We start from the raw sequence: 22,958 nt of genomic DNA on the forward strand, positions 1-22,958 counted from the left end.
ACTCATATTTAAATAGGAGGAGATTGATGATGGGTAGTGTGAAGTCGGCATTAACGATTGCGGGTACAGATCCATCAGGAGGTGCAGGCATACAGGCTGATTTAAAAACATTTCAAGAAAGACAGGTCTATGGAATGAGCGTTATTACCTCTGTTGTAGCCCAAAACACATTAGGTGTACAGGATGTCAAACATCTCAGTATTGACTTCATAGAGAAACAGATGGACGCAGTATTAGAGGATATATTTCCACAAGCGATTAAAACAGGAATGATTGCTACTGTAGAAATGATGCAATTAATAGCGACTAAAATAGCGAAAACGAACATTCCGTATGTGATTGATCCGGTCATGGTAGCTAAAAGCGGAGACTCTTTAATGGAAGATCAATCTAGAAAAGCTATACGTGACGTGCTCATACCACTTGCGACCGTTGTCACACCGAATGTACCGGAAGCTGAAATTCTCGTCGGTTTTGATATCAAAAATCAGCAAGATGCTAAAAAGGCTGCTAAGGTAATCGTGGACGACTTAGGTGCGCAATCAGCAGTCGTGAAAGGTGGCCATTTACCAGGAGAAGCCGTCGATATTTTATATGACGGAAATGACTACTACTATTTTAAAAATGTAAGATTTGATACCAAACATACACATGGAACGGGTTGTACCTTCTCTGCGGCCATTACAGCTGAATTAGCAAAAGGAAAATCGATAAAAGAAGCAGTTGAGCTCGGTAAAGCTTACATTACAGATGCAATAAAATTTTCATTAGAACTTGGACAAGGAAATGGACCAACGAATCATTGGGGGGGATACAGGTTGAAAGGATTACCTAATCAAGAAGGAGAGATAAAATGAGTCATTTAATAGAAAAGGTTCGTCAATCACAACCACTTATTCATAATATTACAAATCAAGTTGTCATGAATTTTACAGCTAATGGTTTATACGCTGTCGGTGCATCTCCGGTCATGGCACATGCACAAGAAGAGGTGGAAGAAATGGCTTCGATTGCGGATGCTTGGTATTAAACATCGGAACCTTAACAGCGGAACAGATCGATACCATGATATTAGCTGGAAAAGCAGCAAATCGATCAGGTATTCCTGTCGTTCTTGATCCGGTAGGGGGGGTTGGCGCCACCAGCTTTCGAACGAAATCAGCACTAAGAATTTTGGGGCAAGTAAATATAACATGCATCAGAGGAAACGCTGGAGAAATTGCCAATTTGGCTGGGGGGGTAGAGACGAAAGTAAGAGGGTTGATGGTACGGATGATGTCGATATGCATGCATTAGCAGAAGTGGCTTATTCCAAATTGCATATTCCTCTTGCTATTACTGGTGCTCAAGATTTCATAAAAGATAAGGATCATCTTTTTATCATTTCAAATGGTCATCCAATATTAACAAAAGTAACAGGAGCTGGGTGTCTATTGTCCTCCGTTTGTGCAGCCTTTTTGGCAATCAGTGATGATGTAGCTTTAGCGTTAACTGATGCGATTAGTTATTACGGTGTTGCGGCAGAGGTCGCAGCTAGCAAACAACAGCATCCCGGCAGTTTTCAGATGGCATTTTTGGACCAGCTGTATGCGATCGATGGCTCGGTTGTCCAAGCTAAACAAAGAATAATTAGGAGTTAATCGTATGGATAATAAATACTTACAAGTCTATTTCATTCTCGGTAGTAATAATGCCACTCAAGATCCTTTAGAGATATTGGAACAAGCTCTCAAAGGTGGTATCACCTGTTTTCAATTTCGTGAAAAAGGAACCAATGCCCTGATGGGGGGGGAGACTAAAAAACAACTGGCCATACAAATGAGAGATTTATGCAGATTTTATGACGTTCCTTTTCTTATTAATGATGATGTGGACTTAGCTTTAGAAGTTGACGCGGATGGTGTGCACGTTGGTCAAGATGATATGTCTATTTTAGAAATTAGAAAGATCTGTCCTGCAGATTGGATAATTGGTGTCTCGGCAACAAATAAAGAGGAGGCACTCCAGGCAAAAGCAGAAGGCGCAGATTATATTGGAGTAGGGCCAATCTACAGTACAAACACAAAGGAAGATGCAAAACAACCAATTGGTGAAAAAGGGCTTCTGGAGATTAGGGAAGCACTGAGTTCCATTCCGATAGTTGCCATTGGAGGTATTCGATTAGGACATGTGATGCAACTGATGAAGTCTGGTGCAAATGGCGTTTCCGTGATTTCTGCCATTAGTCATGCATTGAATCCTGAGCAAACAGCGAAAGTCTTTTTGTCCCATACTAATTATTTCTTTCTGTAGTCAATATTCGATAATATTCCTCTGGTTTGATAAACTGAAACTAAGAAATCATAAAGGAGGAAAAATGCTTGCGTCTTGAAAATAAGAAAGTTATTGCTTTGTTAGAAGAGGATTTTGAGGATTTAGAATTATGGTATCCAGTTTTACGCCTGCGGGAAGAGGGAGCTACTGTAGATTTAGTAGCGAAAGAAGCCGGCAAAAAATACGTTGGAAAATATGGTGTTCCTGCTGAAGCAGACTATGCATTTACTGATGTTGATCCATCTGACTATGATGGTATTTTGGTCCCTGGTGGATGGGCACCTGATAAATTAAGAAGATATCCAGAAGTATTAGATATGGTACGACATATGAATCAGGCGAAAAAGCCAATTGGACAAATTTGTCATGCAGGCTGGGTTTTAATATCAGCAGGTATTCTAAGTGGTAAGAAAGTAACTAGCACACCTGGAATTAAAGATGATATGACGAATGCGGGCGGTTTATGGAGTGATGAAGCTGTTGTAACAGATGGTCACATTATTTCAAGTCGTCGACCTCCGGATTTACCTCCATATGTGAAGGCATATGCAGATTTTTTAGCAGAACAATAAGGTAGTTGATCTTACAGGTTTTCTCCTGTAAGATCTTTTTCTACCATAGGAATGGGGTTTTTTGAATGGATATAGTTTGGTGGATATTAATTGTCATTTGTTTTGTCTTAGCCTTTGTAGGAATAGTCTTTCCAATTATTCCATCCGTCTTAGTAATCTGGATTGGATTTTTATTGTATCAATTTTTATTAACGACAGATAATATTGGCTGGATATTTTGGATAGCCATGGTGTTATGGACCTTGATACTCATTTTTTCAGATATTATTGCCAATAGTTATTTTGTGAAAAGGTTTGGTGGCAGTAAAAATGGAGAAAGACTTGCTGCGGTTGGTGTTATTGTAGGGTCATTCATTATCCCACCATTTGGTATTATTATCGTACCGTTTTTACTGGTTGTTTTAACAGAATTAATTCAGAAAAGAGCTCCTAAGGATGCATTTAGAGCAGCGCTTGGTTCATTGATTGGATTTTTAAGCGGAACTTTTGCGAAAATAATCATCCAGTTAATTATGATTATATGGTTTTTTATTGCAATCTAAGATTGAGGTGTATGAATTGAAACGAGTAATAACAATAGCAGGTGCAGCAGCACAAGGCAGTGCTGGGATCCAAGCAGATCTTAAAACATTTCAAGAATGTGATGTATATGGGATGAGTGTAATTACCGCAACGGTAGCAAATAATTCTCAAACGAAACAAGGAATTTTTCTGAGAGAAATTGAGGAGATAGAAGCTCAGTTTTACGCTGCAAAGGAAATGGTCGGATTTGATGCATTGAAAACGGGCATGCTCTTTTCCAAAGAGATTATTGAAAAAGTAAGTGAATTGTTAAGATCTACATCTGTGCCATATAAAGTAATTGATCCTGTTATGATTGGAAAGATGGGTTCTCAATTATTATCTGATGATGCGATAGAAGTATTTAAGGAAAAGCTGATTCCTCAAGCTACTATCATTACTCCAAATCGGTTAGAAGCAGAAAAACTTTTAGATAGAAAGATTGTTTCTGACCTAGACGATTTAAAGCTGGCTGCTAAAGAATTATACTTATTAAATCCCCAGTCGGTATTGTTGAAGGGTGGAGAGGTGAAAGGGCAGGCAATCGATATTTATTATGATGGCGAAATTTTGGAAGTTCTTGAAATGCCAATGATAGACACGATTCATACCAGTGGAGCTGGCTGTACCTATGCGGCATGTCTGACCGCGGAACTGGCAAAAGGTGTGGATATAAAAGCGGCAATTCGAACAAGTAAACAATTTGTACATGCCGCCATCCAACATTCCATATCATTCGGACAAGGAATAGGTTCCGTAAGACACGGAGCCTTAAGACAAAAAAAATAATCTCACTAGTTTGTAGTTTGTGTCTTATGTGAGATTGGGTGAATACATTAATAGATAAAAAAGAGCAACTGCCAAGGCAGTTGCTCAAAAAGATAGAACAAATAAGATAGATAACAACCTGCTATGGAAGCAATAGATTGATAACTGCTTCTATTTTCTTCACTTATTATTGTTAAGTTTCATAACAAATGTTGTTATGTATACTATCATAATGAAAAAAATAAAAAAATCAAGTGATTTTGAAACCAAATAATCATAGTTTACGTATAAATGAGTGGAGAATATAGAGGAGGTGTAGGAATGAATATTGCAATGGAGTTACAGAACGTCCATAAAACGATTGGTCAAAAAGAGATTATTAAAGGCTTAAATTTTTCAATTCGTTCTGGAGAAGTCTTTGGTTTTCTAGGTCCAAACGGTGCAGGTAAAACTACTACAATACGAATGATGGTAGGATTAATGAATATTACTAAAGGAGATATTAAAATCAACGGCAGTAGTATAAAAGATGATTTTAAAGAAGCCATTCAACATGTGGGAGCGATTGTCGAAAATCCTGAAATGTATCCATTTATGTCAGGTTGGAAAAATTTAAAGCATTATGCACGAATGATTCCAGGCATCACGGATAATCGAATCAAAGAAGTAATAACCTTAGTTGGTCTGGAAAAAGCCATTCATGAAAAAGTTGGCAGGTATTCATTGGGGGGGATGCGGCAAAGAATCGGAATTGCCCAAGCTTTATTACATAGTCCATCTATTCTTATTTTAGACGAACCAACCAATGGTTTAGACCCAGCAGGTATTCGCGAAATCAGACATTATATAAGGAATTTGGCGAAAAAAGAGAATGTTTCTGTTATTGTTTCCAGTCACCTGTTAACAGAAATTGAGTTAATGTGTGATCGTATCGGCATTATAAAAAATGGAGAACTAGTAACTGTCGAAGATGTGAGGGATAATCAAGAGAATGATCAGCATATTACCGTTAAGCTAGAAGTAGACGATAAAATGGCTGCCATCACTTTATTAAAAGATCAATTTGATATTGAAGCAAAAGAAGTTCAATCCAATGTAACATTTAAAATAGAAAAAGACCAGATTCCGCTAATTGTAAAACAATTAGTTCAAGAGAATATAGCAGTATTTGAAGTAGCTCTGGAACGAAGTAGTTTAGAGGATAAATTCTTTGAATTGATTGGAGAGAATACGATTGCTTAACTTTTTTTCTTTAATAAAAAATGAACAAATAAAGTTATATTCAAGATTTGCAACCTGGTCAATGTACATTATAATGGCAGCCATTATTCTTATAGCTGCACTGATTGTCTTTATTTTTGGAGAAGTGGATCAACAACAGTATGGGGATGATTGGCAGACACAATTAGCAACTGAGACAAAAGACTTAAAAGATTCACAAGAGGAAATGGAATTTATGGCATTTGATTCTGAAATTGCTAAAAATGAATATTATTTAGAGAATGATATTAAACCGCAACCATATGATACATGGCAATTCACTCTAGAAAATGCAGGGTTATCGATGCTTATTAGTTTGTTTACCATCATCATTGCAGCGGGTATTATATCTAATGAGTTTCGTTGGGGGGGAACGATTAAACTATTACTGATTCGGCCAATTTCGAGAACAAAAATACTATTTTCTAAATTTGTCTCTGTATTATTATTTTCGCTTACCATGTTGATTGCGCTGTTTGTTACCAGCTTATTGGTTGGACTCATCTTCTTTGGAGTGAATGGCGTTAATCCAAATATTGTTCAAATGGGATCCGATGGAATAGAAGAAGTTTCTATTCTTATCGAAATATTAACGCAATACGGATTGAATGTGGTAACTTTAATTATGATGGCTACTTTTGCGTTTATGATTTCCACATTATTCAGAAGTAGTGCAATGGCGATCGGGTTAGCAATCTTTTTAATGTTTACTGGAAACACAATTATTGGGTTTTTAGCAGATTACGAGTGGACAAAATATATTTTATTTGCTAATACTAATTTAGGGCAATATTTTGGAAGTGGTAGTCCGATTATAGAAAGTATGACTCTTGGTTTCTCTGTTGCTGTATTAATCGTTTATTTTGTCATCTTTATATTGGTTTCTTGGTTATCCTTTGCGAAACGGGATATTGCAGGTCATTAAGATTCAAAGGAGGAGAATTGAAATGAAAAGAACCGTAGAAGTAGTATTAAGTATTATCGGAGCATTTGTATATATAATAGGTGCCGTGATTGGTGGAGTATTTACAATGCTAGATGAAGATAGTCCATTTATGCAAGATTTCCTTCAGCAAGAGCAGACACAAACACTTAGCGATGCAGAAATGGCAAACATGCAAACATTTATGAATGGGGGGGCTGGGTCTATTGGAACAATGTTATTAGTGGCATCCATTGTTGCGATTATTGCAGGTATTATTGCTATGATTTTGTTTAAAGGAAACAATAAACCTAAAGCAGCAAGTATTCTTTTGTTAGTGGTTGGCGGTTTAACCACAATTATCACATTAGGCACAGGTATTTTTGCTGGTATTTTCTATATCATTGCTGGAATTATGGGCTTAGTACGTAAACCAAAACAAGAAATTAGTATGGAACAATATTAGATAAGAGTATAAAGTCCTCACATATTAATATGAGGATTATAACTGATAAAAAAGGAGCTGACTTTCGAGTCAGCTCCTTTTACTATTAGGATTCTTTCCTTGGTAGCTTCCTTTTAAATATGATATAGATGATAACTGCAACTACAGTTACCAAAATAAGAATAGGAGCGTTTCCTATTAAAAATATAAAAAGACCAGATGCGATCGAGAAGATGGTTTGAATGCTTGTTAAGAATTGATCCTTTGTTTTCTCCCACGTATTTAACGATTCATCCTGTACCGAAGGGATATCGACTCTTCTTTCGACTAATTCCATTGTTATAGTGGCAAAGTCGGATTGGTTTTCTAAATAATTTATTTTTCCTGTTAATTGTTCGATTTCTTCCTGTACATCTGCAAGATCATTTGAAATCTTTAGTAAATCCTCCGTCTTTTCTGCTTCTTCCATAAAAGAAAGCAACCGCTCTTCCACGACTTTTTTTGACTTTAGACGAGAGGATAAATCTACAAATTGCTCTGTCACATCTTCGCCACTCACTGACTTATCTAATACTTTCAAATTGCCGTCTTCCACCAATGCGATAAATTCATAGAAGTTGTCAGAAGGAACTCTTATGGTAATGGAACCGAATCGTTGTTCATTTTTCTCATGATTGGAGTAGTTGGAAGAAACGACATAACCTTGATATTTTTTCGTTTCATTTTCAAGAAAATCGATCGTCTCGTCAAAATTTTCTGATTCAAGATACAAATTTGCATGATAAATAATTTTGCGCTGTTCTCCTGTTGATAAACTTTTTTGCTCACTAGACTCAGTTGTGTCTGCTTGTTCCATTTCAGCGCTTTCCTCAGTCGCCATATCTGCTTCTTCCCCGCTGTTCATCTCTTGTTGTTCAACATTCATACCAGATTGACCACTATCGTTTCTGGCAACCTCACCGTCTGAAGATTTTTCATCGCCTCCGTCACTTGAACAAGCAACTAAAAACACAAACATTAGTAATAGGTACCATACTTTTTTCAAATGGAATACCCCCTTTTTTATTACATTAGACGTGTATACCCAAAAGAGGTTACAACAAACTGATAAAATAATAGTTCATAATTATTCATTGGCATGTGAATTCGTACTAAGCATACTTACGGGGGGGAAAGGAGCGATTAAAATCGATGATAAAATTTTTGTTTTTTATACAAATACTCAAGAAAAAATAAAAAATTCAGTATAATGGTTGAATTAATATACTTTTTAGTGCATAATAATACATAATTAATCAAATAAAACAAATACACTTTAGAAAATAGACTTAAGGAGAGATTTTTAGATGGAGAAGGAAAAAGTAGTACTAGCATATTCTGGGGGGACTTGATACCTCTGTTGCAATTAAATGGTTACAGGATAAATATAATTATGATGTTATTGCGGTAGGTTTGGATGTTGGAGAAGGTAAAGATTTAGAATTTGTGAAGAACAAAGCGATTGATGTGGGTGCAATTAAATCTTATTCAGTCGATGCGAAGCAGCTGTTTGCTGAAGATTTTGTATTACCTGCGTTACATGCAAACGTCATGTATGAAGATAAATATCCGCTAGTTTCAGCATTGTCCCGTCCGTTAATTGCAAAAGTGTTAGTCGATATTGCAGAAAAAGAAGGCGCGGTCGCGGTTGCACACGGCTGTACTGGTAAAGGTAATGATCAAGTTCGGTTTGACGTAGCCTTTACCTCGTTAAATCCAAACTTAAAAATTGTAGCACCTGTACGTGAATGGAAAATGACCAGAGATGAAGAAATTAAATATGCACAAGCGAATGGCATTCCGATTCCAATTGATTTAGATAGTCCATATAGTGTGGACCAGAATCTCTGGGGGGGACGTGCTAACGAGTGTGGTATTTTAGAAGACCCATGGGCAGAGGCTCCAGAAGATGCATTTGAATTAACGACTAATCCAATTGATGCCCCGGACGAACCGGAAATTATCGAAATAGAATTTAAACAAGGTAAGCCAGTCGCTATTGATGGTAAAGAATATCCGTTGCATGAGCTAATATTGGAATTAAACCACATTGCTGGTAAGCATGGTGTGGGAAGAATCGATCATGTCGAGAATCGTTTGGTCGGTATTAAATCACGTGAAATTTATGAGGCGCCAGCAGCTATTACGTTAATCAATGCTCACAGAGAAATTGAAACTCTTACACTTCCAAGAGAAGTATCTAAGTTTAAGCCAGTTGTCGAACAACAATTAGAGCAGGCAATTTATGACGGCTTATGGTTTACACAATTAACAGACGCATTAAAAGCATTTATTACAGAAACACAAAAATATGTAAACGGCGTTGCTAGGGTTAAACTTTACAAAGGGCAGGCATTTGTGATTGGACGTAAATCAGAAAATTCCCTTTATGATTTAGACCTTGCTACTTATAATAAAGGCGATCAATTTGATCATGATGCAGCACTTGGTTTTATTAAGCTTTGGGGGGGATTACCAACAAAGGTTCATTCAACGGTTAACAACGTTCATGCAGATAAAGCAAAAATTATGAAAAAAACAAAAATTGATATGAAGGAATCTGTAAAACAATGAAACTATGGGGGGGCGGACGATTTACAAAACCAACAAATGAATTAGTCGATGAATATACAGCATCGATCAGCTTTGATCAAAAATTGGCCCAATATGATATTCAAGGTAGCTTAGCCCATGTTGAAATGCTTGCAAAATGTGAGATTATACCGGCGAAAGATGCGGAAGAAATTAAGAAAGGCTTAAAAATTGTTGCAGAAAAGATAAAAGCTGGCGAAGCAGAATTAACTGAAGTCAATGAAGATATCCATATGAATGTGGAGAAACTTTTGATTGATGAAGTTGGTGCAGTTGGGGGGTAAATTACACACTGGCAGAAGTAGAAACGATCAGGTAGCATTAGATATGAGGTTATATTTGCGCGATTCCCTTGTAACATTAGTCGAGTTGCTAACCAAGTTGCAAGAAGCACTTCTAGAGCAGGCGCAGTCGAACTTGGACACTATTTTGCCAGGATATACCCATTTGCAAAGAGCCCAGCCAGTGTTGTTCGCCCATCATATGATGGCATATGTATCCATGTTTGAGCGTGATATTGAACGTATTCAGGACAGTTTTAAACGGGTAAATCGCTCACCACTTGGTGCAGGTGCATTAGCGGGTACGACTTTCCCGATTGACCGAGAATATGTGGCGGAAAAATTAAATTTTGACGGTGTTGTTGAAAATAGTTTAGATGCGGTTAGTGATCGCGATTTCGTTGTAGAATTTTTATCAAATGCATCGCTTTCTATTATGCATTTGTCACGTTTGAGTGAAGAATTAGTACAATGGTCTAGTGCAGAGTTTAATTTTGTGGAATTAGATGACGCTTTTTGCACCGGAAGCAGCATGATGCCTCAAAAGAAAAACCCAGATGTGGCCGAATTAGTAAGAGGGAAATCAGGCCGTGTATACGGACATCTTATCGGGATGCTTACAACTTTGAAGGGTTTGCCAATTGCCTATAACAAAGATATGCAGGAAGATAAGGAAGGCATGTTTGATACGGTTGAAACGCTAAAAGGCGCACTTGCCCTTTTTGCTCCAATGATTGCAACGATGGAAGTAAAAAAGATAATATGTATGAAGCTGTTGCGAAAGACTTTTCCAACGCAACTGACTTAGCAGATTATTTAGTAAATAAAGACTTGCCATTTCGCGAAGCGCATGCCGTTGTCGGTCAGGTGGTATTACACTGTATACAAGAAAATATATATTTGTTAGATCTAAGTATTGCAGATTTTCGAAACTTTTCTAAACTAATTGAGGAAGACATTTATGATGTATTAGCACCTCGAGCTGTTGTCAATGCCCGGGATGTTGTCGGAGGAACTGCAAGAAATCGCGTAGCAGATCAAATGACGCAAGCAGATAAGAGATTAAGTGAAAGTAAATCATGGATAGAGATTCATGCAAAGAAAGTGAATGTATTAAAATAATAATAAGAAGCTGGATGCTAAGCCTTTATCAAAGTGAGAGGTTTAGCTTGCACCATCTCATGAATCATTTTATTATAAAAATAAATGCATAAATATAAATATTATAGTATAATTATTAGAAAATAACTTACTTTACTGATGTTTGTTCAAATAGACAATTCAAGCTATTACGAAAATGAGGAGGAGCCTTTATGCAACAAAAGATCGGTTATCTCGTGTTAAATACTGGGGGGGATGTTTTAGAAGGAAAATGGTTAGGAACACCAAAGAGTACAGAAGGAGAACTTGTTTTTAATACAGCAATGACAGGCTATCAGGAAGTGATGACAGACCCTTCCTATGCAGGTCAGATTGTTACCATGACCTATCCCTTGATTGGAAATTATGGTTGGAATGAGATCGATTATGAAAGCATTCACCCATCTCTAAATGGCTTTATCGTATCAACCCCGAGCCATAATCCCGAACATTATGAATCAACCAATACCTTAGTGGAAATGTTAGATAAACATAACATTCCATCCCTTTCCCATATAGATACAAGAGCCTTAACACGTATTATTCGTGAACACGGAGAAGTGTATGGGAAAATCACAATAGATCCTGATGAAAAACCAGTTGATACTTCAGTGAATCCGAAGATAGTTTCGACTGTGTCTGTTACAAAAAAAGAATTCTATAAAACTGAGAATCCAGCAAACTACCCTGTACCACATGTCGTTGTGATCGATTTTGGTTATAAGCATTCGATTGCCAATTCCTTATTAGAATTAGGTTGTGATGTCACAGTCGTTCCGTATGATACATCTTATATTGAGATTCAATCATTACATCCAGATGGTGTCATGTTAACAAATGGCCCTGGTGATCCAAAAGCATTAGCATATCTATCTGATAATATTAAACAAATATCTGAAAGCTTCCCAACGATGGGAATTTGTTTAGGTCATCAGCTTGTCGCGTTAGCACATGGTGCCAGTACCAAGCGATTACCATATGGTCATCGGGGGGGAAGTAATCATCCGGTAAAAGATTTGCAAACAGGGAAAGTGATGATTACATCGCAAAATCATGGCTATGTAGTGGACTATGACTCTGTGAATATGAAGAATTGGTTTGTTTCACATATTAACGTTAACGATAAATCAGTAGAGGGATTAAAGCATAAAGCTTTACCTTTAATGACAGTGCAATTTCACCCTGAAGCACACCCTGGCCCGATTGATACACATCATTTATTCGTAGATTTTATCCAGCAGTTTATTACTAAGGGAGAGAAACAACATGCCTAAGAAACATGACATAAAGAAAGTATTAGTGATCGGCTCCGGTCCGATTGTGATCGGGCAGGCCGCTGAATTTGATTACGCTGGGACACAAGCTTGTTTAGCATTAAAAGAAGAAGGTGTCGAAGTTATTTTAGTTAATAATAACCCAGCGACAATTATGACAGATGAAAATATAGCAGATAAAGTGTATTTAGAGCCACTTACATGTGAATCGATCACAAAAATAATTGAAAAGGAACGTCCAGATGGTATTCTTCCCACATTGGGCGGCCAAACTGGTTTGAATATGGCTGTTTTATTAGATGAAGCAGGTGTCTTAGCTAAGTATGATGTTACCTTATTGGGTACACCGCTTGAAACCATCCAAAAAGGAGAGGACAGACAGATTTTTAAGGCGATGATGAAGGATCTTAACGAACCGGTTGCTGAAAGTTTGTCTACTTCTTCTGTGGAGGAAGCTGTTGATTTTGCTAATCAAGCAGGTTATTCCGTGATTGTTCGACCTGCCTATACCTTAGGTGGTGCAGGCGGGGGGTATTGCAGATAATGAAGATCAATTACGACAAATTGTAAAAAACGGGTTGCATTACAGTCCGATCAGTCAAGTGTTAATTGAACAAAGCGTTAAAGGATGGAAGGAAATTGAATATGAAGTAATGCGTGATGCCAATGACACCTGTATTATTGTTTGTAATATGGAAAACTTTGACCCTGTCGGGGTGCACACCGGCGATAGTATCGTTGTAGCACCATCTCAAACGCTAACAGATCGTCAATATCAAATGCTAAGAACTTCGTCAGTGAAAGTTATTCGTGAATTGGGTGTGATTGGTGGTTGTAACATTCAATTTGCACTGAATCCTGAAAATGATGATTATATTATAATAGAAGTGAATCCACGAGTAAGTCGCTCCAGTGCTTTGGCTTCAAAAGCCACAGGTTATCCTATCGCTCGAATCGCAGCAAAGGTTGCGTTAGGTTATCATTTGGATGAGGTAATCAATCCAATTACTGGTGATACCTATGCTAGTTTTGAGCCTGCTATTGATTATATCGCAGTTAAAATTCCGCGCTGGCCTTTTGATAAATTCACTCAGGCAGATCGTCTGCTGGGAACTCAGATGAAGGCCACAGGAGAAGTGATGTCCTTAGCACGTAATTTCCCTGCTGCGATTAATAAAGCGGTGCGGTCATTAGAAATTGGCCTCGATTCCCTTCATTTACCTGGAGCAGGAAAATTATCCGATCAAGAGCTACATATTGCTTTAGACAAGGCTACGGATGAACGTCTATTTATGGTGGCTGAGGCTTTAAGAAGGGGGGGAATGACCGTAGAACAGATCCATGAAATTACTGAAATCAATAATTACTTTTTATATGAGCTTGCAGCAATGATTACTAAAGAAAAAGAAATTCAGGCAAAAGATTGGAACAAGATCCAAGCTAAGGATATAAAAGATGCTAAACAATTTGGCATTTCCGATCTAACTTTAGCGAAGTTATTAGATGTTGAGTTAACCGCTATCCAGGAAAAAATAAATACAGAGCAGTTAGCACCTTCATATAAAATGGTTGATACATGTGCAGCTGAATTTTCTGCCGAGACTCCATATTTCTATAGTTCCTGGAACGAATGGGATGAGGTGGAAGCCTTGGAAGGTGATAAGCGAATGGTTGTATTAGGTTCGGGTCCATTCGAATCGGGCAAGGGGGGGTAGAGTTTGATTATTGCTCAGTGCATGCAGCTAAATCCTTACAAGGTCAAGGAATTGATGCTGTTGTGATTAATAATAATCCAGAAACAGTCAGTACAGATTTTAATACAGCAGATCATTTATACTTTGAGCCATTAACTGTCGAAGATGTACTGCATGTCGTTAAAAAAGAAAAAGCACAAGAAGTACTAGTTCAGTTTGGTGGACAGACTGCTATTAATCTAGCAGATGGTTTGGAAAAAGCTGGTGTTAAAATCGCAGGAACTGCTTTGAAGTCGATTGAAGCAGTCGAAGATCGAGACTTATTTTATCAGCTATTACAACGGTTAAATATACCCCATATTCCTGGCGATACTGTCATGGCTGTGGAAGATGCAAAAACAGTTGCCAACAAAATTGGTTATCCGATTTTAATGCGTCCTTCCTATGTGATTGGTGGTCAGGGTATGGTGATCTTACACAATGAAAATCAACTTAGCGATTATCTAACAAATTTACAAGCAAATGCACAGGGAAACCGTATTTTTCCGTTGCTAATTGATCGTTATATTGAGGGTTATGAAATTGAAATAGATGCGATTTGTGATGGATCAGATATATTAATTCCAGGCATTTTTGAACATGTTGAAAAGGCTGGAGTACATTCTGGGGACAGTGTTGCTATTTTTCCGGCACCAAATCTTACGAGTGAATGGAAGCAAACCATCGAGTTATATGCCCAAAAAATTTCTAAAGCACTAAATGTAAAAGGAATTATGAATATTCAATTTGTTTTAAGTCCAGATCGTCAAACGCTATATGTACTGGAAGTTAATCCTCGTGCTTCACGTACAGTACCAATTGCCAGTAAGGTTACAGGAGTTCCAATGGTTGATCTTGCAACACGGGTACAAATGGGTGAATCACTAAGTGATCAAGACTGGCAGCTCGGATTACATGAAGATGTTCCGTATTATGCCGTAAAAATGCCTGTTTTTTCTACTAATAAATTACCGGGTGTGGATCCAATCCTTGGACCTGAAATGAAATCGACAGGTGAAGCTATTGGTTTAGGATCTACTGTAGATCAGGCAATGGCGAAAGCATTTGGCTGGAAAGCCGATACCCTGAAATCATTAACCAAAAAAGATACGATTTTCTTATCATTAACCAAAATTGATCCAACATTAATGAAAGAGTTACAATCCTTGAATTTATCAGTGGAAGCAGATGCAATCACAGCAGAATTATTAGCAGAACAAGGAATGACAGTAACTGAAATAATGGACATAGCAACTGCAGAACAGAATTGTCTTGATGATAAATATATATTTATTGTGGATACTCATCGCACAGGCGAAAAGGATCAGCATGTTACTCTAAGAGAGGCTGCATTGCGATCAGACACAATTCATTTTACATCAAATGACACATTGACTGCCTACTTAAAAGCTAGCAATGTCTCATTAGAAGCTCCAAAATCGATCCAGGAATATCGTCAGGGGGAACCCGATCTGAATAAGAAGGAGCGTGCGATACGTTGAGTTTTAAAGAACATTTAAAAGGAAAAGATTTTTTAACACTAGCAGATTATTCCCAGGCTGAACTAGCGTATATTCTGGAATTAGCAACGACTATTAAAAACAAACATAAAAGTGGTGAAATTTATCAGCCGCTTAAAGGAAAAACACTAGGAATGATATTTCAAAAGTCATCAACGCGTACGCGTGTTTCGTTTGAGGCTGGTATCTATCAACTGGGTGGTACCGGCTTGTTCCTGAGTTCCAATGATATTCAAATTGGCCGCGGCGAACTAATTTCAGATACTGCAAAAGTTTTATCCAGTTATCTGGATGGTATTATGATCCGCACATTTTCTCATAAAGATGTTGAAGATTTGGCTGAGAATGCATTGGTTCCAGTCATAAATGGCTTAACGGATGATTTTCATCCCTGTCAGGTTTTAGCAGATCTTCAAACGATTAAAGAGAAGAAAGGCAGATTAGAAGGATTGAAGCTTGCTTATATTGGTGATGGTAACAATATGGCAAATTCCTTAATGATTGGTTGCGCTAAAATGGGATTAGATATCGCCATTGCAGCACCAAAAGATTATCAACCGAAAGCAGAAATTACGGAACTGGCTTCCAGTTTTGCAAATAATACTGAAGTAACGGTTACCGAAGATCCATTCGAAGCAGTAAAAAATGCTGATATCATTTATTCTGATGTATGGGCAAGTATGGGGTATGAGCAAGAACAAAAGGAACGTGAAAAAGCTTTTGCAACGTATCAGGTAAATACCGAATTATTTTCTTATGCGCATGAGGATGCTATTTTCATGCATTGCCTGCCTGCACATAGAGGTGAAGAGGTTACAACGGAAATTATTGATGGACCAAAGTCTGTTGTATTTGAAGAAGCAGAAAATAGATTGCACGCACAAAAGGCATTAATGGTAGCACTTATGGGATAACTTTTAAAGCTAGATCTTTATTATCTAAGATCTTGCTTTTTTTTGTGTTTGCAGTTCATATTTTGTTATTGCTATAATAAGAATTAATTGTGTGGTATTAAAATTAAAGGATTGATTTAAAATGGATAACAATCAAATGATAGCGGAGTTACAGCAACTAATAAATCCCGAACATATTTTTATAGATGAATATTTAAAGAAACATACGTATACGAAGCTAGGTGGTAAAGCCGACTTTTTCGTGACCCCCCCTCTAATATTGAGGAAGTACAAGAAGTGATTCGGTTTGCAAATAAAACAAACATACCTTTTACCCTATTAGGAAATGGCTCGAATGTGATCGTGAGAGACGGCGGAATTCGTGGGATTGTGTTAAGTTTAAAACGATTTTTGAATGTTCGCAGAGAAGGAAATAAAGTGATTGCTGAAAGTGGTGCCAGAATTATTGATGCTTCTCGCTTTGCCCTTCAAGAAAGTTTAACAGGCCTGGAATTTTCATGTGGAATTCCAGGGACGGTAGGTGGCGCTTTATATATGAATGCCGGTGCTTATGGCGGAGAAGTCAAGGATTGTTTAGAAAGTGCGCTTGTGGTTGATTCAAAGGGAGACATACTGCGCGTTGCGGCAGAAGATCTGAATTTAGAGTATCGAACAAGCAATATCGCCAAAAAGGGATATATCGTTATTGAAGCAACTTTTGCCCTGCAAATAGGAAAACATGAGGAAATTAAAGCGATAATGGATGATCTAACCTATAAGCGCGAATCAAAACAACCGCTGGAATATCCTTCATGCGGCAGTGTATTTAAACGTCCACCTGGATACTTCGCTGGAAAGCTTATCCAAGACAGTGATCTCCAAGGAAAAGGCATAGGCGGAGCAGAAGTATCAACAAAACACGCGGGCTTTATCGTCAATAAAAATCAGGCCACTGCCACCGATTATATTTCAGTGATTGAAATGGTCCAAAAGACAGTTAAATACAAATTTAATGTAAATCTGGAACGAGAAGTCCGAATTCTCGGAGAAGATGAAGGAGTTACGGACAAAAAAAGCTGAATTAGCTGAAAAGTGTCTGTAAGATTCCTTGTTACGGACAAAATATTCAACATTAGCTAAAAAATGTCCATAAGAATTTATCTTATGGACAAAAAGTCTAAAAAAATTAAAATCTGTCCATAAGACTAATTCTTATGGACAGAAAAATAATTATTTGCGTAAAGTGTCCGTAAGATTATTATTGTCTAGATAATGAACCACTTGTGTGAACCGACTGATATAAAATGCCTTTCCATAAGTCGCTTTATGCTCTTTTGTGAATAAACCTTGCCACACCATTCATATATCATATTCGTAGTCAGTTTCTCACCGGGGGAAGAGCTGTTGAAATTCATGAATATTTCTTAGGATAGCATCATGTACATGCTCATGATTGTGACATTTTAAACAAACAGCTCTTCGCCCTTCTGTTTTCATAGATAAACTGTGACACTCTTTGCATCTCAATCCTTTTTTTAATAAAGTATATTGATATTTAGGAATCTGAGGCTGTGGGTATGGACCAATATCTATAGAGATAAGTTGGTGTGCTAACTTTAATTGTGAAGAATGTGCAGGTTGTCTTTCATTTAAGGATGAGATAAACCGTGGTATTTGTGTTGGAAAAATAAAATGTTTACTAAGCGGAGCCTGGTAGAGGGTGAACTCCGGATGGTTAAACACATTATAGCTCTCAACGGTCAGACGCTGATGCAGATGTTCCATTAATTGCCTCATTAAAGTTTCATTTCGTTTCAGTTGTAGAAGTGGATTGCTAATTTCTTTGTTCGGCATCTTAAACCATCGATTTTCTGAAAATTTGTAATCACCAGGATGATTTTTGATATCTAATAAAATCATTTCTTCTCCTGTAAGTATGAGTGAATCCAGCTGAAAAGAAGTTGTACCAAATTCAAACCGCATGTCACTTAACACATAGAAGGATTCTTTTAAACTTTTCTCTAAAGATTGCTCGAATCTTAATTCCCCTTCATATCCCAGCTTCAAGTTATTATGATAAAGTTCTTCCTTCCTCGAAAAATGAATTCTTAAATACAAGGCGTCAAATATCGTTAATTCATAAGGTTTCTCCAAATGCTTTACAATCATCGCATTACTCCTCTCGGTTTATGATTAATACATATTTTAACATATATTGACACGAAATCTACATAGAATTCTAAAATCAATATTTTGCAAAACTAATAAAAATTCTATATACTTTAATTAACGATGTATATTCCTTTGGGGCAGGGTGTAATTCCCGACCGACGGTGATAAAGCTTAACTGCTTTTTAGTCCGTGACCCGGATCATTTTTGAAAAATGTGAAGGTGGATTTGGTGTAAATCCAAAGCCGACAGTAACAGTCTGGATGGGAAAAGGAATGGATAGCGTAGTGGGCTTTTCTATGGAGAAAAGTTTAGTTTTGTGTTCTCTTCATAATTACCACTACAAATCCAAGCTTTTTACTATGAATTAATAGACGCCAACCCTAGGTAGATGCACCTAGGGTTTTTCTGACTTTAAAGATAAAAGGTGATGATCACGTGAAGATGAAAGAAGAATGGATGGAGCTTGCTCTAAATCTTGCAGAAGCAACGATTGGCCAAACAAGTCCCAATCCATCCGTTGGTGCAGTTGTCGTTAAAGACGGACAACTGCTAGGAGTGGGTACCCATTTAAAAGCAGGAGAACCACATGCTGAGGTCCACGCCATCGCGCAAGCAGGACAAAAGGCAAAAGGTGCTGATATATATGTAACTCTCGAACCCTGTGCCCATTATGGCAAGACACCACCATGCGCAGAGTTACTTGTCAAAAGTGAAGTAAAAAAGGTATATATTGCTTGTCTTGATCCGAATCCTAAGGTAGCAGGAAAAGGAGTTAAGATTTTAACAGAGGCTGGAATAGAAGTGGAAGTTGGTATTGGAGAACAGAGAGCTCTGAAGATTAACCAATCCTTTTTTCATTACCAGAATACAAGACGTCCATTTATTACATTGAAAGCTGCCACCACACTTGATGGAAAAACAGCAACTGTAACGGGTGACAGCAAGTGGATTACATCAGAAAAAGCGCGAGAAGATGTTCATGAAGAACGTCATAAACACGATGCGATCCTGGTGGGGGGGCGTAATACCGTGGAGCAGGATAATCCCAGCCTGACAACAAGATTACCCCCAGGGTGGAAAAAATCCAATTCGGATTATACTAGATACTAACTTAACGATAAAAGGTGATTTTAACGTATTAAAAAATGACGCTAACACATGGATCGTTTGCGGTAACAAAGCAGATACTGTTAATTTTAAACAACAATATCCTGATATTACAGTTATTCAAATGCCAACGGAGCAAATCAACCTTAACAATGTAATGGAGAAATTAGCAGAGAGAAACATTCAATCCTTATATGTTGAAGGAGGCGCAACGGTTCATCAATCCTTTTTAAAACAGAAGCTAGTGGATGAATGCCACTGGTATATTGCGCCAAAACTATTAGGTGGGCAAGATGCACAATCTGCTGTAGGTGGCAATTCGCCACAATGGATGAAGGATGCCTTCAACCTGACCTTTGTAAAGGTTGAACAACTTGGCGAAGATCTTAAAATTATAGCCGTTCCAAAGGAGGACTCTTAATGTTCACTGGGATAGTTGAAGAAAAAGGAAAGATTGAATCGATTCATCAAACAAATCAGGCCTTACAAATAAAAATCAACGGTAAAAAAGTGACAGAGGATGTAGCAATTGGTGATAGTATCTCTGTAAATGGTGTCTGTCTGACGGTAACAAATTTTGATGCAAATTGGTTTACCGTTGATGTCATACCTGAAACATTTCGGAGCTCATCCTTAGCTAAGTTAACGGCCCAATCCTCCGTTAATTTGGAAAGAGCAATGCATGCCAATGGGAGATTTGGTGGGCATTTTGTTTCTGGCCATGTTGATGCTGTTGGGACGATTGAACGAACATGGCAAGAAGATAATGCGAAATACTATTACATCACGGTATCAGATACGCGGTATATTTCTCTTAAAGGATCAATTTCAGTAGATGGAACTTCCTTAACGGTCTTTGGTGTGGATGATAAAGGGTTTACCATCTCATTAATTCCAGAGACACAGAAAGCAACCACACTAGGCGCTAAGAGACAAGGAGATATAGTGAATGTTGAATTCGATATGCTTGCAAAATATATGGAGCGTCTCCTCCAGACAAGAGATCAACCAGCTGAAGAACTTACGGAAGAAAAATTGAAGCAGTATGGATTTTAAGGAGGTGCCAAAGATGAAGCACTCAGTAGAAGAAGCGATACAAGCACTTAAAGACGGAAGAATTATCATTGTTGTGGATGATGAAGATAGAGAAAATGAAGGTGACTTCATAGCATTAGCAGAGCATACGACACCAGAGATTATTAATTTTATGGCTAAGGAAGGCCGGGGACTGATTTGTGCTCCAATGACGAAAGAATACGCGGATCGTTTTCAGCTTGGTGAGATGGTAGCTCGTAACACAGATGATCATGGTACCAATTTTACGGTTAGCATCGATTATCATTCGACACATACCGGAATTAGCGCGCAAGAGCGAGCTCTAACGATAACCAAACTAGTAGATGACTCAACGACGGCTAATGATTTTAACCGACCAGGACATGTTTTTCCGCTTATTGCAAAAACAGCAGGCGTTTTAGAACGAACAGGTCATACGGAAGCTGCCATCGATTTAGCACGTCTGGCAGACTCAAAGCCAGTCGCAGTTATTTGTGAAGTTATGAATGAAGATGGAACAATGGCCCGTCAGCATGATTTAGAAAAGATAGCTGAAAAACATAACATGCCAATGCTCACGATTCAAGAATTGATTCAATATCGTAAACGTTATGATAAGTTAATTATAAAAGAAACTGAAGTTGAATTACCAACTTCTTATGGTGACTTTAAATTAGTTGCCTACACAGAAAAATATACCGGGCAAGAGCATGTAGCCTTATATAAAGGGGAATTGACACCCGATCAACCAACACTGGTTCGTGTTCACTCAGAGTGTTTAACAGGAGATGTTTTCGGTTCACAACGCTGTGATTGTGGCCCGCAATTAGAAAAAGCACTTGAAGAAATACAAAAGGCAGGACACGGAGTACTAGTCTATATGCGTCAGGAAGGTAGAGGCATTGGCTTAATTAATAAAATGAAGGCATATAAGTTGCAAGAAGAAGGCTATGATACGGTAGAAGCTAATCACCAGCTTGGATTTCCAGCAGATCTGCGCGATTATGCAATAAGTGTTCAGATTTTGCGTGATTTAGGTGTTAGAAAAATTCATTTATTAACGAATAATCCTCATAAACTTTCTAGTATAGAGGAATATGGCCTAGAATTAGTAGGTAGAAAAGCAATTGAGATACCATCCAACAAAAATAATGAAAAATATTTACAAACCAAAGTAGAGAAATTAAATCATTTATTACATGTAGATCAAAATAAATAAAGGGAGATAATAATATGACAAAAACATATGAAGGAAATTTAGTAGGAACAGGTTTAAAAGTAGGGATAGTAGTTGGCAGATTTAATGAATTCATTACAGGAAAATTATTAAGTGGTGCAGAAGATGCGTTTCGTCGCCATGGGGGGGTTGCCGAAAATGATGTAGAAGTAGCGTGGGTTCCTGGAGCATTTGAGATTCCACTTATCACCAAAAAAATGGCGGACTCGGGCAAATATGATGCCATAGTTGCTTTAGGAACGGTTATTCGCGGTTCGACTCCACACTTTGATTATGTAAGCAGTGAAGTTTCCAAAGGGGTAGCGAGTGTCTCTATGAATGCTGGAATCCCAGTAATCTTTGGTGTGTTGACAACAGATACCATTGAGCAAGCAATTGAACGTGCAGGAACAAAAGCAGGAAATAAAGGAGCAGATGCAGCAGTCTCTGCAATTGAAATGGCTAATCTGTTAAAAAATATAGGATAATGACTGGCAATTCGAGAGAAGTGACAACTATCTCATAAAAAGTGACGGATCAACAATTAAAAGTGATTGGTAAACTAGAAAAAGTGGCGGGTAAATCAACCCTCGCCACTTTTGTTATTTCGCTAGTAATTTTTTAATATCCTCTTCAATGTCTTTAGGCTCAGTCTTAGGAGCGTAACGCTTTACCACATTTCCATCTTCATCAATAAGAAATTTAGTGAAATTCCATTTAATCGATCCGGAAATAATACCAGGCGCCTCTTTTGTAAGATGCTTAAATAGTGGATGAGCATCTTTTCCGCGAACTTCTGTCTTAGCAAACATAGGAAAGCTTACACCATAATTGATTCGACAATGTTCTTCAGCTTCTTCACTGGAACCAGGCTCCTGATTCATAAATTGATTACTTGGAAATCCAAGTATTTGTAAACCATCCTCTTTATATTTCTCATATAACTCTTGTAAACCATCGAATTGAGGAGCAAATCCACATTTACTAGCTGTGTTTACAATAATCATAGCTTTTGCTTTATAATCATTTACTGATTTCTCTTCACCCTTAGGTGTTTGTATCTTTAAATCATACAGTGACATTCCGATCGCCT

16 protein-coding genes, 6 pseudogenes and 1 riboswitch are annotated in these 22,958 nt (G+C 37.7%); of the genes and pseudogenes, 19 read left to right on the forward strand and 3 right to left on the reverse strand.

All coding sequences use genetic code 11. From position 1 onward, the window contains the following. The first annotated feature begins 29 nt into the window (after positions 1 to 29). From thiD (JCM21714_RS09490) to JCM21714_RS09530, 9 genes and pseudogenes are all read left to right on the forward strand, one after another. Complete coding sequence (thiD, locus tag JCM21714_RS09490; protein WP_035723769.1) at positions 30 to 857, forward strand: bifunctional hydroxymethylpyrimidine kinase/phosphomethylpyrimidine kinase; 828 nt, start codon at positions 30 to 32, stop codon at positions 855 to 857. Beyond that, a pseudogene (gene thiM / locus JCM21714_RS09495) lies at positions 854 to 1,640 on the forward strand (hydroxyethylthiazole kinase). The gene thiD (JCM21714_RS09490) and the pseudogene thiM overlap by 4 nt, the downstream one beginning before the upstream one ends. 4 nt (positions 1,641 to 1,644) lie before the next feature. Beyond that, on the forward strand, positions 1,645 to 2,292 hold the full coding sequence (gene thiE / locus JCM21714_RS09500; RefSeq protein ID WP_035723770.1) for a thiamine phosphate synthase: 648 nt from the start codon (positions 1,645 to 1,647) through the stop codon (positions 2,290 to 2,292). Positions 2,293 to 2,360: 68 nt separating this feature from the next. After that, positions 2,361 to 2,885 carry a type 1 glutamine amidotransferase domain-containing protein gene (locus JCM21714_RS09505; RefSeq protein WP_035723772.1) on the forward strand — a complete coding sequence of 175 codons (525 nt, stop codon included), beginning with the start codon at positions 2,361 to 2,363 and terminating at the stop codon, positions 2,883 to 2,885. Positions 2,886 to 2,950: 65 nt separating this feature from the next. Next, complete coding sequence (locus tag JCM21714_RS09510) at positions 2,951 to 3,427, forward strand: DUF456 domain-containing protein (RefSeq protein ID WP_035723784.1); 477 nt, start codon at positions 2,951 to 2,953, stop codon at positions 3,425 to 3,427. 7 nt (positions 3,428 to 3,434) lie between these two features. Next, a complete protein-coding gene (gene thiD / locus JCM21714_RS09515) occupies positions 3,435 to 4,235 on the forward strand; it encodes a bifunctional hydroxymethylpyrimidine kinase/phosphomethylpyrimidine kinase (RefSeq protein WP_439644455.1) in 801 nt (266 codons plus the stop codon). A 300-nt stretch (positions 4,236 to 4,535) separates the two neighbouring features. After that, complete coding sequence (locus JCM21714_RS09520; RefSeq protein ID WP_035723787.1) at positions 4,536 to 5,456, forward strand: ABC transporter ATP-binding protein; 921 nt, start codon at positions 4,536 to 4,538, stop codon at positions 5,454 to 5,456. A gap of 61 nt (positions 5,457 to 5,517) precedes the next feature. Then, on the forward strand, positions 5,518 to 6,399 hold the full coding sequence (locus JCM21714_RS09525; protein ID WP_369403534.1) for an ABC transporter permease: 882 nt from the start codon (positions 5,518 to 5,520) through the stop codon (positions 6,397 to 6,399). Positions 6,400 to 6,421: 22 nt separating this feature from the next. Continuing rightward, positions 6,422 to 6,862, forward strand: a complete 441-nt coding sequence (locus tag JCM21714_RS09530) for a DUF4064 domain-containing protein (RefSeq protein WP_035723793.1) — start codon at positions 6,422 to 6,424, stop codon at positions 6,860 to 6,862. Positions 6,863 to 6,947: 85 nt separating this feature from the next. Here the strand turns inward: JCM21714_RS09530 and JCM21714_RS09535 are convergent, their stop codons facing one another. Continuing rightward, positions 6,948 to 7,886, reverse strand: coding sequence for a DUF4349 domain-containing protein (locus tag JCM21714_RS09535; protein ID WP_052000502.1), 939 nt, complete (start codon positions 7,884 to 7,886; stop codon positions 6,948 to 6,950). Between the two features lie 301 nt (positions 7,887 to 8,187). Between JCM21714_RS09535 and JCM21714_RS09540 the strand changes: the two are divergent. From JCM21714_RS09540 to murB, 6 genes and pseudogenes are all read left to right on the forward strand, one after another. Beyond that, positions 8,188 to 9,454 (forward strand): annotated as a pseudogene (locus JCM21714_RS09540) (argininosuccinate synthase). After that, positions 9,451 to 10,875 (forward strand): annotated as a pseudogene (argH, locus tag JCM21714_RS09545) (argininosuccinate lyase). The pseudogenes JCM21714_RS09540 and argH overlap by 4 nt, the downstream one beginning before the upstream one ends. Positions 10,876 to 11,066: 191 nt before the next feature. Then, entirely contained in the window at positions 11,067 to 12,167 is a 1,101-nt protein-coding gene (locus JCM21714_RS09550; RefSeq protein WP_035723796.1) for a carbamoyl phosphate synthase small subunit, read from the forward strand. Continuing rightward, positions 12,160 to 15,402 (forward strand): annotated as a pseudogene (gene carB, locus JCM21714_RS09555) (carbamoyl-phosphate synthase (glutamine-hydrolyzing) large subunit). Before JCM21714_RS09550 ends, carB begins: the two are co-directional and overlap by 8 nt. Beyond that, positions 15,399 to 16,334 (forward strand): ornithine carbamoyltransferase, encoded by a 936-nt coding sequence (gene argF, locus JCM21714_RS09560; RefSeq protein ID WP_035723798.1) that lies wholly within the window; start codon positions 15,399 to 15,401, stop codon positions 16,332 to 16,334. The pseudogene carB and the gene argF overlap by 4 nt, the downstream one beginning before the upstream one ends. 121 nt (positions 16,335 to 16,455) lie before the next feature. Next, positions 16,456 to 17,393 (forward strand): annotated as a pseudogene (murB, locus tag JCM21714_RS09565) (UDP-N-acetylmuramate dehydrogenase). 306 nt (positions 17,394 to 17,699) lie between these two features. Here the strand turns inward: murB and JCM21714_RS09570 are convergent. Next, positions 17,700 to 18,482, reverse strand: coding sequence for a nuclease-related domain-containing protein (locus JCM21714_RS09570; RefSeq protein WP_052000503.1), 783 nt, complete (start codon positions 18,480 to 18,482; stop codon positions 17,700 to 17,702). 127 nt (positions 18,483 to 18,609) lie between these two features. Further along, positions 18,610 to 18,762: riboswitch (FMN riboswitch) on the forward strand. A gap of 165 nt (positions 18,763 to 18,927) precedes the next feature. On the opposite strand from JCM21714_RS09570, the pseudogene ribD reads away from it, so the two are divergent. The 4 genes and pseudogenes from ribD to ribH all read left to right on the forward strand — a co-directional run bounded on the left by ribD (position 18,928) and on the right by ribH (position 22,353). Continuing rightward, positions 18,928 to 20,014: pseudogene (gene ribD, locus JCM21714_RS09575) on the forward strand (bifunctional diaminohydroxyphosphoribosylaminopyrimidine deaminase/5-amino-6-(5-phosphoribosylamino)uracil reductase RibD). Beyond that, on the forward strand, positions 20,014 to 20,649 hold the full coding sequence (ribE, locus tag JCM21714_RS09580; RefSeq protein ID WP_035723800.1) for a riboflavin synthase: 636 nt from the start codon (positions 20,014 to 20,016) through the stop codon (positions 20,647 to 20,649). The pseudogene ribD and the gene ribE overlap by 1 nt, the downstream one beginning before the upstream one ends. 13 nt (positions 20,650 to 20,662) lie before the next feature. After that, positions 20,663 to 21,868, forward strand: a complete 1,206-nt coding sequence (locus JCM21714_RS09585; protein WP_035723806.1) for a bifunctional 3,4-dihydroxy-2-butanone-4-phosphate synthase/GTP cyclohydrolase II — start codon at positions 20,663 to 20,665, stop codon at positions 21,866 to 21,868. A gap of 14 nt (positions 21,869 to 21,882) precedes the next feature. Then, complete coding sequence (gene ribH / locus JCM21714_RS09590; protein ID WP_035723812.1) at positions 21,883 to 22,353, forward strand: 6,7-dimethyl-8-ribityllumazine synthase; 471 nt, start codon at positions 21,883 to 21,885, stop codon at positions 22,351 to 22,353. A 114-nt stretch (positions 22,354 to 22,467) separates the two neighbouring features. Here the strand turns inward: ribH and JCM21714_RS09595 are convergent, their stop codons facing one another. Continuing rightward, on the reverse strand, positions 22,468 to 22,947 hold the full coding sequence (locus JCM21714_RS09595) for a glutathione peroxidase (protein WP_035723814.1): 480 nt from the start codon (positions 22,945 to 22,947) through the stop codon (positions 22,468 to 22,470). Between the last annotated feature and the right edge of the window lie 11 nt (positions 22,948 to 22,958).

The sequence above is a fragment of the Gracilibacillus boraciitolerans JCM 21714 genome, assembly GCF_000521485.1.
Taxonomy (GTDB): Bacteria; Bacillota; Bacilli; order Bacillales; family Amphibacillaceae; genus Gracilibacillus; species Gracilibacillus boraciitolerans.